The following is a 15116-nucleotide window of genomic DNA, read 5'->3' as shown; positions in this document are numbered from 1 at the left end:
TATGGCGCAGTTCTTTATCCGGCGGCCGGTATTCGCCTGGGTGATCGCCATCATCATCATGCTGTGCGGCCTGATGTCGATCAATTCGTTGCCCGTTTCGCAGTACCCGGACGTCTCGCCGCCGCAGATCTCCATCTCCGCCACCTACCCGGGCGCGGACGCGGAAACGCTGGAAAACAGCGTCACCCAGGTGATTGAGCAGCAGCTCACCGGCCTGGACGGCCTGCTGTATTTCTCTTCGACCAGTAGCTCCAGCGGCTCGGTCAGCATCAACGTCACCTTTGATCAGGGCACCGATCCGGATATCGCTCAGGTGCAGGTGCAAAACAAGGTGCAGCAGGCGGAAAGCCGTTTGCCGAGCGCGGTTACCGCGCAGGGCGTGACGGTCAAGAAATCCCAGAGCAGCTTCTTGCTGATCGTCGGGCTGTATGACGAAAGCGACAAGGCGACGATGGCCGATATCTCCGACTATCTGGTCAGCAACCTGCAGGATCCGCTGTCGCGCATCGAGGGCGTGGGGGACGTGCAGGTGTTCGGCTCGGAATACGCGATGCGCATCTGGCTGGATCCGACCAAGCTGGCGAGCTATGCGCTGATGCCTTCCGACGTGCAGACGGCGATCGAAGCGCAAAACACCCAGGTGTCCGCCGGCAAGATCGGCGATCTACCGGCCGCCGCCGATCAGCAGCTGACCGCCACGGTAAAGGCGCAGTCGCGGCTGCAAACGCCGGAACAGTTTCGCAATATCATCCTGAAAAGCGACAGCAGCGGCGCGCTGGTGCGGCTGGGCGACGTGGCGCGAATTGAGCTGGGCAACGAGGACTACTCCGCCAGCGCGCGCCTCAACGGCCACCCGGCGGCGGGGATCGCGGTCAAGCTGGCGGCGGGCGCCAACGCCCTCAACACCGCCAAGCTGGTGAAGGCCAAGGTGGCGGAATATCAAAGCGCGATGCCGCAGGGCTACAAGGTGGCCTACCCGAAAGACAGCACCGACTTTATCAACATCTCGATCGAGGAGGTGGTGAAAACGCTGTTCGAAGCGGTGGCGTTAGTGGTGGTGGTGATGTTCGTGTTCCTGCAAAACCTGCGCACCACGCTGATCCCGACCATTACCGTGCCGGTGGTGTTGCTGGGCACCTTCGGCGTGCTGGCGGCGTTCGGCTATTCGATCAATACCCTGACGCTGTTCGGCATGGTGTTGGCGATCGGGCTATTGGTGGATGACGCCATCGTGGTGGTGGAAAACGTCGAACGGGTGATGCGCGAGGATAAGCTGCCGCCGCGCGAGGCGACGGAGAAATCGATGCGCGAAATCACCGGCGCGCTGGTCGGCATTGCGCTGGTGCTGTCGGCGGTGTTTCTGCCGATGGCGTTCTTCGGCGGCTCCACCGGGGTGATCTACCGCCAGTTTTCGATCACCGTCGTCTCCTCGATGGTGTTGTCGGTGGTGCTGGCGTTGACGCTGGCGCCGGCCTTGTGCGCCACGTTGCTGAAACCCGCGCACGACGCGCAGACCGACAAGGGCTGGCTGGGCAAATTCAACCGCGGCTATGAGCGGATGCAGGAGAAGTACGCAGACAAGGTCGGCGGGGTGATCCATCGGCCGACGCGCTATCTGCTGCTGTACGGCCTGCTGTTGATCGCCGCCGCCGTGATGTACCTGCGCTTGCCGACCGGCTTTCTGCCCAACGAGGATCAGGGCACGGTGATGGTGCAGTACACCTTGCCGGCCGGCGCCACCAACGCGCGCACCTCGGCGGTGAGCGAGGCGGTGACCGCCTATTTCCTCGACCAGGAAAAGGCCAACGTCAGCACCATTTTTACCATTAACGGTTTCGGTTTCAGCGGCAGCGGACAAAACGCCGGCATGGCGTTCGTCAGCCTCAAAGACTGGAGCCAGCGCAGCGGCAGCGCGAACACCGCCGACGCCATCGCCAAACGCGCCATGGCGCACTTCGCCACGCTGCGCGACGCCCAGGTCTTCTCCATGAGCCCGCCAGCGATCGACGGTTTCGGCCAGTCCGACGGCTTCACCTTCGAGCTGCAGGCCAAAGGGGCGACCACCCGCGCCGAGCTGCAGGCGATGCGCGACCAGATCGTTGCCGCGGCCGCCGGCAATCCATCGCTGCTGGCGGTGCGCGCCAACACCTTGCCGGATACCCCGCAGCTGCAGGTGGAGATCGACAACGGCAAGCTGCAGGCGCTCGGCCTGAGCGCCGCCGACGTCAACAGCACCCTCAGCAGCGCGTTCGGCAGCACCTACATCAACGACTTTATCGATCGCAACCGGGTGAAAAAAGTCTATATGCAGGGCGATGTGCAGTACCGCGCCAAGCCGGAAGATCTCGACCGCTGGTTTGTGCGCGGCACCAACGCGTCGGGCGCCAGCAGCATGACGCCGTTCTCCGCCTTCGCGTCTTCGCACTGGATCTACGGGCCGGAAAACCTGTCGCGCTATAACGGGCTGTCGTCGTTCGAGATCACCGGGCAGGGCGCCACCGGCGTCAGCTCCGGTACGGCGATGAGCGAGATGGAGAAGTTGGCGGCAACATTCTCCGCCGGCAGCAGCTACTCCTGGAGCGGGCTGTCCTATCAGGAGCGGCTGACCAGCGGCCAGGCGTCGTCGCTGTACGCCATTTCGCTGATCGTGGTGTTCCTGTGCCTGGCGGCGCTGTATGAGAGCTGGTCGATTCCGTTCGCGGTGATGTTGGTGGTGCCGATGGGCGTGGTGGGATCGCTGCTGGCGATCACCCTGCGCGGGCTGGAAAACGACATCTACTTCCAGGTGGCGCTGCTCACCATCATCGGCCTGTCGGCTAAGAACGCCATTTTGATCGTCGAGTTCGCCGAGGAGATGCACCAGCGGGGCGAAACGCTGATTGGCGCGGCGGTCCACGCGGCGCGCATGCGCCTGCGGCCGATCCTGATGACCTCGCTGGCGTTTACCGCCGGGGTGCTGCCGCTGGCGGTATCCAGCGGCGCCGGCGCCAACAGCCGCATCGCCATCGGTACCGGCATCATCGGCGGCACCATCACCGCCACCGCCTTGGCGATCTTTTTCGTCCCGCTGTTTTATGTGTTGGTGCGCCGCATGTTTACCCGTCGGCCCGCCAACCCGCCGTCACAGGCAGGAGAATAACGTGTTGCAACGAGTCATGATGTTAACTTTACCGCTGCTGCTGACCGGCTGTCTGTCGCTGGATCCGCACTACCAGCGCCCGGCGGCGCCGGTGCCCGCCAACCTGCCGCAGGGCGAGGCCGGCGGCAACCGGGCGCTGAGCTACCCGGACGTCGCCTGGCGCGACTATGTCCAGGACGCCCGGCTGCGCCAGGTGGTGGCGCTGGGGCTGAACAGCAGCCGCGATCTGCGCGAGGCGATCGCCAATATCGCGTCGGCGCGCGCCCTGTACGGCGAGCAGCGCTCGGCGCTGTTCCCGACAATCAATGCCACCGCCGACGGCAGCCGCGGGCGAGCGCTGACCGGCAGCGGCAACGCCACCGCGCTGAGCCAAAGCTACGAAGCCGCGGCCGGCGTCAGCGCATTCGAGTTGGATCTGTTCGGCAAAAACGCCAGCCTGTCGCGCGCGGCGTTCGAAACCTATCTGGCGAACTCGGAGGCGGCGAAAAGCACTCGCCTGACGCTGATCGCCGATATCGTCACCGACTGGGTGGCGGTGGCGGCCGAGCGCAGCAATCTGGCGGTGGCGCAGCAGACGATGGCGAGCGCCAAACGGTCGCTGGACGTCACGCGCAACAATCAACAGCACGGGATTGCGTCGCTGGTTGACGTGGCGTCGGCGGAAACCGTCTATCAGCAGGCGCGATCGGACGCCGCCAGCTACGCTACCAGCGCCGCGCAGGCGAAAAACGCGCTGGATTTGGCGGTGGGGCAAAGCGTGCCGGAAAGCCTGCTGCCGAGCGGCATCGAGGCGCTCGGCGGGATCATGCGCGATCTGCCGGCCGGCGTCTCTTCGCAAGTGTTGCTGAAGCGGCCGGACGTGCTGCAGGCCGAGCATAACCTGAAATCCGCCAACGCCAATATCGGCTCGGCGCGGGCGGCGTTCTTCCCGTCGATCAGCCTGACCGCCAGCGGCGGAGTGGGCAGCGGTGAACTCTCCTCGTTGTTCAGCCACGGAGCCGGCGTCTGGTCGTTTGCACCGAGCATCAGCCTGCCGATCTTCAGCGGCGGCTATAACACGGCTCAGTTGAATTATACCCAGGCGCAGAAAGACCTGTATGTCGCCACCTATGAGAAAGCGGTGCAGACGGCATTTCAGGAAACCGCCGACGCGCTGGCGCGCAAGGCCACGCTGCAGGAACAGCTGGCGGCGCAGACCGGCTATGTGGCGGCGGCGCAGCAATATTATCGTCTGGCCGAGCTGCGTTACCGCCAGGGCATTGACAGCTACCTGACGCTGCTGGACGCGCAGCGCACGCTGTACACGGCGCAGCAGGCGCTGATCGCCGCGCAGCAGACCGCGTATGACAATCAGGCCACCCTGTATAAAGTGTTGGGCGGCGGCGTTGCCGCCGAGCGGCAGGGGGACGGCGTCATCGCCGACAAGACGACGCTCAGCCGCTAACCGTCAACCGCGCGCGCCGGGAGTGTGGCTGCGCGCGGTTTTTTTATGGAAAGTGTAAAGAAACGGAAAACCCGGCCGGCGGCCAGAACTCGCCGGGGCAGGCAGAGTCAGACAGAGAACCGCATTCCTCTTTTATTCATACCGGCTCGAGGTCGTCATGGCAGAAGACATTCAGCAACAGGTCATCGCGCTTATCGCCGCCTTCAACGCATCAGGGCGGCTGAAGAAGGGCGTGGTCATCACCCCGGAAACCGAGATCAACACCGCGCTCAACCTGTCGTTCAGCGATTCCAATACGCTGATGCGCCGCTACTTCGATACCTTCGGCGTCGACAGCGGCAACTATAACCACGAGCTGTATTTCCAGCCGCCGGCCAACACCGGCCGCTGGTTTTCCCCCTCCGCCTGCAAAGAACACCCTCGGCCGCTGTGCGTGTCGATGCTGGTGCGTTCCGCGCGCGCCAAACGCTGGTTGTACGATATCCACTTTCTTATCGAACAGCTGCGCCAGGCCTGACGCGCCGCTTAATCCGGCTCGGCCGGAGGAAAACCGGCTTCGTCCAGCGCGGCGCCGAAGGCATCGCTGTGCAACGCACTGTCGATGAGCACTTCCCGCCTGGCCGGATCGGTTTGAATACGCGCCTGCGGGTCAACGTTCAGCAACGCCCGGGTGACGGAACTGGCGCAGCCGCCGCAGGTCATGGCTGGAATATGAAAACGAATCATTTTTACTCTCCTCGTCGATTACGGTGTTTGATAACGGTAAAGCTTGCCAGCGTGACAGGGTCAAACTCTTTTTATGACGATTCACGCGGTCGTCGTGGTTTCGGCTCGCGCATCACCCCGAAATGCGGCGTTTGGCGCGGCGCGATGAGCGCCGCCGGTTGTGCTAAACCCGCCAGAATAGGGCAGTCGGGGCGCGTATTGCCGTGGCAATGGCCGGCAAGGCGTTCCAGCGTTTGCGCCATCGTCTGCAGTTCCGCAATCTTGGCTTTCAGCACGGCGATATGGGATAGCGCTACGGCTTTAACATCGGCGCTGGCGCGTTCGCGGTCGTGCCACAGCATCAGCAACGCAGATATCTGCTCAACGGAAAAACCCAAGTCGCGTGAGCGCCGGATAAAACGCAGGCCATGCACGTCCGACATGCCGTAGTGGCGGTATCCCGCATCGGAGCGAGCCGCTCTCGGGATCAGGCCTATTTGCTCGTAATAGCGAATCATCTTCGCCGAAACGCCGGATAACCGGGCTGCTTGTCCGATGTTCATCCTGTCCTCCTGTTACGATGATGCCGATATTCCGTCGGGTTGCGCGGTTGCCGCCGCCGCTTCAGCGCGGCTCTCGACGGCCATCGGCGCCTGGAAACGTTTGAGCCGCAGTGCATTGCCAAGGACGAAAACGCTGGAAAGCGCCATCGCGGCCGCGGCGAAAATAGGCGAAAGCAGCGTGCCGTTCAGGGGATAAAGCGCGCCGGCTGCCACTGGGATCAGGACGGCGTTATAGGCGAAGGCCCAAAACAGGTTCTGCTTGATGTTGCGGATCGTCGCCTGACTGAGCGCAATGGCGTTGGCTACGCCGCGCAGGTCGCCCGACATCAGCACCACATCGGCCGCTTCTATCGCCACATCGGTGCCTGTACCGATAGCCAGCCCAACGTCCGCCTCCGCCAGTGCCGGCGCATCGTTGATGCCGTCGCCGACGAAGGCGACTTTCGCGCCGCTGTTGCGGAAGGATTTCAACGCCGCCACCTTGCCTTCGGGAAGCACTTCGGCCGCGACTTCGTCAATCCCCAATTGCCGGGCGATCGCCGCCGCCGTCGCGGCATTGTCGCCGGTGATCATCGCAACCTTGAGCCCAAGCGCATGCAGCGCAGCGATAGCTTCCGGCGTTGTTTCCTTAATCGGATCGGCAACCGCGATCACCGCAGCCAAACGGCCATCAATGGCGGCATAAAGCGGGCTTTTCCCCTGGTCGCCGAGGCGCTCGGCGACGAGCTGAAAACGTGTCACATCAAGCCCGAGCCTGGTCATGAAGCGATCTGCGCCAACGGAGATCCGGCGTTGGCCGATGCGCGCCGTTACGCCGAAACCGGGTGTGGCGTCGAAACTGTCGACAGCGGCGAGCGTAAGATTCTGCTCTCTTGCCGCCGCGACGATAGCTTCGGCGATGGGGTGTTCGGACCGTGTCTCGACCGCAGCGACCAAGGCCAGTACTTCGTGGTATTCGAAACCGTCCGCGGGCACCAGATCGGTCAACTCGGGGCGGCCTTTGGTCAGCGTGCCGGTTTTGTCGAGGGCGATAACGCCCACATCGCGCAGGGCCTGCAACGCTTCGCCCTTGCGAAACAGCACGCCCAGCTCGGCGGCGCGCCCGGAGCCGACCATGATAGAGGTTGGCGTCGCCAGGCCCATGGCGCAAGGGCAGGCAATAATCAACACGGCGACCGCATTCACCAGCGCGAAGGTCAGCGCGGGCAACGGCCCGAAGAACAGCCAAACCAGAAAGGTCAGTACCGCCGCCGCCATGACGGCCGGAACAAACCACATCGTCACCTTATCGACCAACGCCTGAATCGGCAGTTTGGAACCCTGCGCTTCCTCCACCAATCGAATGATTTGCGCCAGGACGGTATTCGCGCCGACTTTTGTCGCCCGGAAACTGAACGCGCCGGTTTTGTTGATGGTTCCGCCGACCACATCGGCCCCCACGGTTTTCTCGACCGGCACCGGTTCACCGGTGATCATGCTTTCATCGACATAAGACGCGCCTTCCAGAACTTCGCCATCCACCGCGATTTTCTCCCCCGGCCGGACGAAGACCACATCACCGGCAACCACCTGTTCGAGAGGGATTTCAACCGTTTCACCATGCCGTTCAACGCGTGCGACCTTGGGTTGAAGGCCGACGAGCCGTTTGATGGCCTGTGAGGTGCGCCCCTTGGCGCGCGCCTCCAGCACGCGTCCGAGCAGGATCAGCGTGACGATCACGGCGGCGGCTTCGAAATAGACGTTGGCGGTGCCCTGCGGCAACACCCCGGGGGCGAAAGTGGCGACCAGCGAATAACCGTAGGCCGCCGCCGTGCCGACCGCAACCAGCGAGTTCATGTCGGGGGCGCCGCGCAGCAGCGCAGGAACGCCTTTGCGGAAGAAGCGCAGGCCGGGGCCAAATAAGACCAAAGTGGTGAGGACAAACTGGATATACCAGCTTGTCTGCACGCCCAACCCCTCCATGACCCACTCATGTATGGCGGGAATGAGGTGCGACCCCATTTCCAACAGGAATACCGGCAAGGTGAACAGGGCGGCGCCGAACAGGGCGCGCCGCAACGCGCGTGACTCATTTTCGCGCCGTTCGGCGGCCTGGTCGTCCGCGCTGGGGCTACCCGCCGTCAGGCGGCGAGGCGTATAACCGGCGCGGGTGACGGCAGCGGCGAGGTCTTCCAGGGATACGGTGCCGGCCAGATAGCGCACCCGCGCACGTTCGGTCGCCAGATTGACATTGGCTTCGGTAACGCCGGCGACCTGGCTCAACGCTTTCTCCACCCGCCCGACACAGGAGGCGCAGGTCATATTTTCGATCGCCAGCTCAGTGGTTTCTTCTCGCACGGTATAGCCGGCGCCTTCGATGGCGCGGGCCGCCGCCTGCGGATTCGCCTGGCCGGTAAACGTGATGTCGGCGCGTTCGGTGGCGAGATTGACCGTTGCCGCCTGCACGCCGGGAACCGCCGTCAAGGCCCGCTCGACGCGACCGACGCAGGAGGCGCAGGTCATGCCTTCAACCGGCAGACTCAGACGCACGGACGAAGGCTGGGGGAAGTTGGCATTGGATGAATTCATGTTATGTGCCCTTAAAGGAGTGGCTGGTATCAGCAAGGCTAGAGCTTCCTATCGGGGGAAGGTCAAGGTTCATCGCCGATTTTTGCCGTCATGAACGAACCGGTCGCGCCGCGGCAATCGTTTTTTGCCGCCGCGCACGTCTCCCAGCCGCCGCCGAGCGCTTTGTAGATGCCCACCACGGCAAGCCGCTGACGCGTGCCGGCCTGCGTCAATGCGCGCCGGCTGGCGAAGTCGGCCCGTTCTGCCTCGAGCACCTCCAGATAAATGCCTTCGCCCGCGGCAAAACGCGTCTGGGCGAGCCGGGCCGCTTCGCGATTCGCCGCCGCCTCAAGTAACCGCAGATCCAACGTGCTGACCGCCTCAGCATAGGTTTTGAAAGCATCGTCCGTTTCGCGCAGCGCGCTCAGCACCGTCCGCTCGTAAATCAACAGCGCCTGTTGTGTTCGCGCCTCGCTGGCGGCGATCCGGGCGCGTACGCGCCCGATATCGAGAAATGCCCAGCGAATCACTGGGCTGATCACACCGGAGAACGCACCGGCGCCAGTCAGCGCATCGAGGTTGCCGGCGACCAGCCCGATCGAACCTCGCGCTTCGATGCGTGGGTAGAGCGCCGCCGTTTCCACGCCAATCATGGCGGTGGCTGCCGCAAGTTCCCGTTCAGCCGCCACAATGTCGGCGCGCCGGGCGAGCAGGGCGCCGGGCGTGCCCACGGCGATCGTCCGCAGCACTGGCGGCTGGCTTCCCCATTCGGCGGAAGGGGGGCGGAATGTCTGGGGCATTTCGCCAAGCAGCGTCGCCAATGCGTTGACGGCGGCGGCTCGGCGGCGTTCCAGCTCTGGCGTCGCCGCTTCGACGTTGCGCAATAGCGCCTCGGCGCGCAATCGGTCGAATTCGCTGGCGGCGCCGGCGCTCATTTGTTTTTTTACCAGCACCAAACTTTCACGCTGGCTGTGGCTAATTTCGGCGACCATCTTAAGTTCGGCGTCTAAACCTCGCAGTTCTAGCCAGGTGGCGGCCACTTCCGCAGCGACGCCCGCCTGAACGCCACGCAGCAACGCTTCGCGGCTTCCCGCCAGCGCCTGAGCGGCCTCAATCGAGCGCCGAACGTGCCCGAAGAGATCGATTTCCCATGTCGAATCAATCGCACCGCGATAGGTTTGCGTATGGCGTGGCTGGGCGGCCAGCTTCTCCGCTTCACCCAGTCGACGCGTCTCATAACTCAGCGCGGCACCGGCGCGCGGCAGGAAATCCTGCCGTTGTTCACGCAACAGGGCTCTGGCTTCGTCTACTCGGACGACGGCGATACCGACATCATGGTTCGCCGCCAACGCGCGCTGAACCAAATCCGTGAGAGCAGGATCGTCAAAGAGGCGCCACCAGGCGAGTTCGACATTTCCGGCACTCAGCCCCGCCGGTGGTTGGCCGAAGCCGGTAGGGTGACGGGCGACGGGCGGCGAGTAATCGGGGCCCACCGCCGCACATCCGGTTAGCAAGGCGAGCGCGCTCAGCGGCAATAACAAGGCTCTACGAAGATTTTTCATCAGACTCGCTCCTTACGGCTGGCTTTGGCTTTGGCACGATATTGCTCGAATCGGGTCGCCAGGCCGCGAATCACGACATAAAAGACCGGCGTCAGGAACAGGCCGAACAAGGTCACGCCCAGCATGCCGGCGAAGACCGCCACCCCCATGGCATGGCGCATTTCCGCCCCCGCGCCGCTGGCGAAGATCAATGGAATGACGCCGGCGATAAACGCGATTGAAGTCATCACTATCGGTCTTAATCGCAGCCGGCAGGCCTTAATCACCGCCTCGAGCGCGTTGGCGCCTTCATCCTCCAGGCTGCGGGCGAACTCGACGATCAGAATGGCGTTTTTGGCGGCCAGGCCGACCAGCACAATGAGGCCTATTTGCACGAAAACGTTGTTGTCGCCGCCCAGCAGCCAGACGCCAATCATGGCGCTCAACAGACACATCGGCACGATCAGCAGCACGGCCAAAGGCAGTAGCCAGCTGTTGTATTGCGTGGCCAGAATGAGATAGGCGAGCAGCACGCACAGCGGAAAAATGAACAGCGCCGCGTCGCCCGCGAGCTTTTGCTGATAGGTGAGCTCGGTCCATTCGACGGTCATGCCTTCCGGCAGCGTCTCTTTCGCCAGGCGCTCCATCAATGCAGCCGCCTGACCGGAACTGACGCCCATCGCCGCACCGCCCGAAATATCAGCCGATGGATAGCCGTTGTAACGAATGATGCGATCCGGACCGGAGCCGGGCGTAACGGTGACAAAGGAAGACAGCGGCAGCATGTCGCCGGCCGCGTTGCGCACCTGCAGCCGGCCGATAGCTTCGGCCTGCATGCGATGGGCGGCATCGGCCTGAGCGGTGACTTTGTAGGTGCGGCCGAATCGGTTGAAATCGTTGATGTAAAGCGAGCCGAGGTAGATTTGCAGCGACTCGAACACATCCGCCAGGCTGACACCCTGACTTTGCGCCTGAGTGCGGTCGATAACCACATCGAGCTGCGGCGCGTTGATATCCAGACTGGTCATCAGACCGGCGACCTGGCCCGATTCGGTGGCTTTCATCATCAGGATCCGCGTGTGCTCAACCAGGGACTCAAGCCCCGCGCCGCTGCGATCCTCCACCTGCATCTTGAATCCGCCGGTAGCGCCGAGACCGGGAACGGGCGGTGGCGGAAATACGCCGAGGAAACCATCGGGAATGTCGGCGAATTTCGCCTGCAGCCGACCGGCTATGGCGGAGGCGGCCAGGTCGGGCGTGGCGCGATCTTTAAACGGATCGAGCATGACGAACATCACGGCGGCGTTCGGCACATTGACGAAGCCGTTAATCGACAGCCCCGGAAAGGCCACGACGCTTTCCACCCCGGGTTCCGCCAGCGCGATCTTCGACATCTGTTTAACGACCGCATCGGTGCGATCCAGCGAGGCCGAATTGGGCAGTTGGGCGATGCCGACCAGATAGTACTTATCCTGCATGGGCACGAAGCCCGGCGGAACGGCCTGGAAGCTGAAAAACGTCAGAACGAGCAGCCCGCCGTAAATAGCCAGCGCCATCCCGCGGACGCGCACCGTTTTACGCACGGCATTGGCATACGCGTCCGGCGCGCGTTGGAAAGGCCGGACAGCGGCTTGCAAGACGCGCCCAATGCGGCCGGGAGCGCGAGGTTTCGCCGGATGAGGCCGCAGCAACATGCCCGCCAGCGCCGGGCTGAGCGTAAGCGAATTGAGCGCCGACAGCAGGGTTGAAATGGCGATGGTCAGCGCGAACTGCCGGTAAAACTCGCCCTGTAAACCGCTCAGGAACGCTGTTGGAACGAAAACCGCGGCCAGCACCGAGGTGATGGCGACGATCGGCCCGGTGACTTCATCCATGGCGAGTCGCGCGGCTTGCTGCGGCGTTTTGCCGTTTTCGATGTGTCGTTCGACGTTTTCCACCACCACGATCGCGTCATCGACGACGATGCCGATAGACAATACCAAACCGAATAGGGACAGCGTATTGAGAGAGAAGCCCATCAAGTACATGATGGCGAACGTGCCGACCAGCGAAACCGGCACCGCGAGCAGCGGAATCAGCGAAGCTCGCCAGCTGCGCAGGAACACCACTACCACGATCACCACCAGCAGGATCGCTTCCAGCAGGGTCGTCACAACCGACTCGAGCGATGCCCGCACGAAAACCGTGGGATCGTAGGCGATCCGTGAACTGAGTCCGGCAGGAAAGTTGCCCTCCAGGCGCTTGACGGTCGCTCTGACCGCCTGAGCGACGTCCAGCGCGTTGGCGCCCGGGCTCTGAATGATTTGCAGCGCGACGGCCGGCTCGCCGTCGAGCAGGCTGCGCAGCGCATACGCATCGGCGCCCATTTCTATACGGGCGACGTCGCGCAAGCGGGTCACCCGGCCGTCGCTGCCGGTGCGGATGATGATATCGCCAAACTGTTTCTCATCGGCCAGACGGCCGAGGGTATTGACCGTAACCTGAAATGCGGCATTGGAATCGGGCGTCTGACCGACGGAACCGGCCGCCACCTGAACGTTTTGCTCGCGCACCGCAGCGATCACATCGCCGGCGGTTAGCCCGCGCGCGGCGATCAGATCCGGATCCAGCCAGAGCCGCATGCTGTATTCGCCGGCTCCCCAGACCTGGACATCGCTGACGCCCGGAATGCGGGACAGTTCATCACGAACCTGCAGATAAGCGTAATTCGAGATATAAAGCGGATCGTAGCGTTGGTCAGGCGACAGGAGATGCACCACCATCAGGATGTCCGGCGAGGTTTTCTGCGTCACCACGCCCTGGTGCTGTACCTCTGCAGGCAAGCGGGGTAACGCGCGCGCGACCCGATTTTGCACCTGGATCTGCGCCATGTCGGCGTTCGTTCCCTGGGCAAAGGTGACGGTCAACGTCATTCGGCCGTCGGTCGCCGCCTGTGAAGACATGTAAAGCATGCCTTCGACGCCGGTGATGGCTTGCTCAAGCGGTGCGGCCACCGTTTCCGCGATCACTTTCGGGTTGGCGCCGGGATAAGACGCCGTCACTTGTACGGTAGGCGGCGTAACCGCAGGGTATTCGCTGAGCGGCAACTGGAATAACGCCACGGTGCCGGCGATCAGCGTCAAGATCGAGAGCACGATGGCGAAGATCGGGCGTTTAATGAAGAAACGAGGGAAAGTCATGTCGCGTCTCCCGCAGCGTTCAATTGCTCGATAGGCGCGCCGTCAATCTCGGCGGGCTGCGGCGTGATTGACATGCCGGGGCGCACCAGCCCTTTCACGACGATGCGTTCTCCCGGCCGCAGGCCGTGCTCTATCACGCGCAGTCCTTCAACGACCGGGCCAAGTTCAACGGGGCGGTATTCGGTTTTGTCATTCTCATCGACGACCAGGACATAGCGCCGGTTTTGATCGGTGCCAATCGATTGGTCGGCGATCAGGATCTTGGCCTGCGGCGCGCCGGTTTCCAGCTTGACTCTGGCGAACAACCCAGGTGACAGTCGCCCATCCGGGTTATCGATCACCGCGCGCAGGCGCACCGTTCCCGTCGTGCGGTCGGCGGTATTGGACTGGAAATCGACGCGCCCGCGCCGGGAATAGGTTTTGTCTGCAAGCAACGCCACCGATACCCGAATGTCAGGTGGCGCCGTTTTATTGCGCCACGCGGTCAACGATTGCAAATAGGTGCGTTCATCCACATCGAAATAGACGTGGAGTGGATCGACCGAGACCAGCGTGGTGAGCGGCGTGACGCCGCCGGTGACATAGTTGCCTTCGGTGACGAGCGTCTGGCCTACGCGTCCGGCAATCGGCGCGGTGACGCGGGTGAACTCCAGATCCAACTTTGCCGCCTCCCGCGCCGCTTTCGCTGCGTTGACCTGCGCATTGCTCGCTTTCATCATGGCGGTGGCCGAATCAAACCGATCGCGGGCGATAACGTTTTTATTGAACAACGTTTTAGCGCGCACATAGTCGGCCTGGGCTAGCGTTGAGGCGGCTTCCGCTTCTTGCAAACGCGCCGTCGCCTCGTTCAGCGCGGCTTGAAATGGCCGCGGATCGATGAGAAAGAGCGGGTGGCCTTTTTCTATCAGGCGACCTTCCGGCACATTTACCGCCAGCACATAACCGGCGACCCGAGGCCGCAACTCAACGTGCTTGACCGCGGCCAGCGAACCGGTGAATTCGGCAAAGGGCGTTATCGGGCGGACTAAAACATCAGCCACAGGAACACGGGGAGGCGGCGCAGGTGTCGCCGAAGACGGGTTTTCTTTGCAGCCGGCAACGGCGAAAGCGCCGTTTATCGCCGCTGCGATCAGGATTATGGTTTTGGCTTTCATCATTTGACCTTTCCTACCGAAGTCGACAGTGGAATTCACTGCGTGGAAGCAGTTCATCCCGCGTTATCCGACTTCCAACGTTGGGAAGGTCAAGCGATTTTTGGTTTATTGCAAAGGGGATGCCGCGTCGTCGCTATCTGGTGCGATCCCCTGAACGGCTATTTCTGCAGCACCTCGGCGAACTTCGCCAGCCACTGCGGATGCGCCGGCCAGGCCGGGGCGGTGACCAGATTGCCGTCGACGTGCGCCTGATCGATGCCGATCTCCGCATAATGGCCGCCGCCCAGCCGCACTTCCGGCGCGCAGGCCGGGTAGGCGCTGCAGGTGCGGCCTTGCAACACCCCGGCCGCCGCCAGCAGCTGCGGGCCGTGGCAAACGGCGGCGATCGGCTTTTTCGCGGCGTCAAACGCCTGCACCAGCGCGATCACGTCGGGATTGAGGCGCAGGTATTCCGGCGCCCGGCCGCCGGGGATCAAGAGCGCATCGTAGTGCTCTTCTTTGGCGGTGGCGAAGTCGGCGTTCAGGGTGAAACGGTGGCCGGGTTTCTCGCTGTAGGTTTGCGCGCCGTCAAAATCGTGGATCGCGGTCATGATGTAGTCGCCGACGGCTTTGCCGGGGCACACGGCGTCCACCCAATGGCCGATCATCTGCAACGCCTGAAACGGCACCATGGTTTCGTAATCTTCGGCATAGTCACCGACCAGCATCAGGATCTTTTTCTTGCTCATGATCACAACTCCTGCGGGATGGGGATTGCCTAAGGTATAGCCCAGCGGCCCTGGGAATGCGAACCGCGAAGCGCCTATCTATACTCGTGATACTGCGGCGCTTTTCTCGCCGCTCA

10 protein-coding genes are annotated in these 15116 nt (G+C 63.0%); 3 read left to right on the top strand and 7 right to left on the bottom strand.

Annotation, left to right across the window (positions count from 1 at the left end; translation table 11 throughout):
* Position 1: 1 nt before the first annotated feature.
* The 3 genes from REA38_RS07660 (at position 2) to REA38_RS07650 (ending at position 5100) form a co-directional block, all read left to right on the top strand.
* The gene (locus REA38_RS07660) at positions 2 to 3139 is read left to right on the top strand and encodes an efflux RND transporter permease subunit (protein ID WP_308885547.1); all 3138 of its coding nucleotides are present in this window, start codon (positions 2 to 4) and stop codon (positions 3137 to 3139) included.
* Position 3140: 1 nt separating this feature from the next.
* Positions 3141 to 4583, top strand: a complete 1443-nt coding sequence (locus REA38_RS07655) for an efflux transporter outer membrane subunit (protein ID WP_308885546.1) — start codon at positions 3141 to 3143, stop codon at positions 4581 to 4583.
* Between the two features lie 157 nt (positions 4584 to 4740).
* Positions 4741 to 5100 carry a DUF1493 family protein gene (locus tag REA38_RS07650; RefSeq protein ID WP_164141013.1) on the top strand — a complete coding sequence of 120 codons (360 nt, stop codon included), beginning with the start codon at positions 4741 to 4743 and terminating at the stop codon, positions 5098 to 5100.
* An 8-nt stretch (positions 5101 to 5108) separates the two neighbouring features.
* Here the strand turns inward: REA38_RS07650 and REA38_RS07645 are convergent, their stop codons facing one another.
* The 7 genes from REA38_RS07645 to REA38_RS07615 all read right to left on the bottom strand — a co-directional run bounded on the left by REA38_RS07645 (position 5109) and on the right by REA38_RS07615 (position 15000).
* Positions 5109 to 5306, bottom strand: a complete 198-nt coding sequence (locus REA38_RS07645; protein WP_170310378.1) for a heavy-metal-associated domain-containing protein — start codon at positions 5304 to 5306, stop codon at positions 5109 to 5111.
* A gap of 74 nt (positions 5307 to 5380) precedes the next feature.
* Positions 5381 to 5851, bottom strand: a complete 471-nt coding sequence (gene cueR, locus REA38_RS07640; protein ID WP_308885545.1) for a Cu(I)-responsive transcriptional regulator — start codon at positions 5849 to 5851, stop codon at positions 5381 to 5383.
* 12 nt (positions 5852 to 5863) lie between these two features.
* A complete protein-coding gene (locus tag REA38_RS07635; protein WP_308885544.1) occupies positions 5864 to 8419 on the bottom strand; it encodes a heavy metal translocating P-type ATPase in 2556 nt (851 codons plus the stop codon).
* Between the two features lie 62 nt (positions 8420 to 8481).
* The gene (locus tag REA38_RS07630) at positions 8482 to 9960 is read right to left on the bottom strand and encodes an efflux transporter outer membrane subunit (RefSeq protein ID WP_308885543.1); all 1479 of its coding nucleotides are present in this window, start codon (positions 9958 to 9960) and stop codon (positions 8482 to 8484) included.
* Positions 9960 to 13118 carry a multidrug efflux RND transporter permease subunit gene (locus REA38_RS07625; protein ID WP_308885542.1) on the bottom strand — a complete coding sequence of 1053 codons (3159 nt, stop codon included), beginning with the start codon at positions 13116 to 13118 and terminating at the stop codon, positions 9960 to 9962. The genes REA38_RS07630 and REA38_RS07625 overlap by 1 nt, the downstream gene beginning before the upstream one ends.
* Positions 13115 to 14275: an efflux RND transporter periplasmic adaptor subunit gene (locus REA38_RS07620; RefSeq protein ID WP_269454185.1), complete on the bottom strand. Its 1161-nt coding sequence runs from the start codon at positions 14273 to 14275 to the stop codon at positions 13115 to 13117. The genes REA38_RS07625 and REA38_RS07620 overlap by 4 nt, the downstream gene beginning before the upstream one ends.
* A gap of 155 nt (positions 14276 to 14430) precedes the next feature.
* A complete protein-coding gene (locus REA38_RS07615; protein WP_041035150.1) occupies positions 14431 to 15000 on the bottom strand; it encodes a DJ-1/PfpI family protein in 570 nt (189 codons plus the stop codon).
* Positions 15001 to 15116: the final 116 nt, after the last annotated feature.

Origin of the sequence: Serratia sp. MF1(2023), assembly GCF_030954545.1 — a bacterium.
Lineage (GTDB): Bacteria > Pseudomonadota > Gammaproteobacteria > Enterobacterales > Enterobacteriaceae > Serratia > Serratia sarumanii.
Note: the sequence above shows the minus strand (reverse complement) of the source record. Positions and strands in the feature narration are given on the sequence as shown.

Bases quoted from the DNA above. Each gene is read 5' to 3' on its own strand.
- REA38_RS07660 (WP_308885547.1), top strand. From the start codon at position 2: ATGGCGCAGTTCTTTATCCGGCGGCCGGTATTCGCCTGGGTGATCGCC.
- REA38_RS07625 (WP_308885542.1), bottom strand. From the start codon at position 13,118: ATGACTTTCCCTCGTTTCTTCATTAAACGCCCGATCTTCGCCATCGTG.
- REA38_RS07635 (WP_308885544.1), bottom strand. From the start codon at position 8,419: ATGAATTCATCCAATGCCAACTTCCCCCAGCCTTCGTCCGTGCGTCTG.
- REA38_RS07630 (WP_308885543.1), bottom strand. From the start codon at position 9,960: ATGAAAAATCTTCGTAGAGCCTTGTTATTGCCGCTGAGCGCGCTCGCC.
- REA38_RS07615 (WP_041035150.1), bottom strand. From the start codon at position 15,000: ATGAGCAAGAAAAAGATCCTGATGCTGGTCGGTGACTATGCCGAAGAT.
- cueR (WP_308885545.1), bottom strand. From the start codon at position 5,851: ATGAACATCGGACAAGCAGCCCGGTTATCCGGCGTTTCGGCGAAGATG.
- REA38_RS07650 (WP_164141013.1), top strand. From the start codon at position 4,741: ATGGCAGAAGACATTCAGCAACAGGTCATCGCGCTTATCGCCGCCTTC.
- REA38_RS07620 (WP_269454185.1), bottom strand. From the start codon at position 14,275: ATGATGAAAGCCAAAACCATAATCCTGATCGCAGCGGCGATAAACGGC.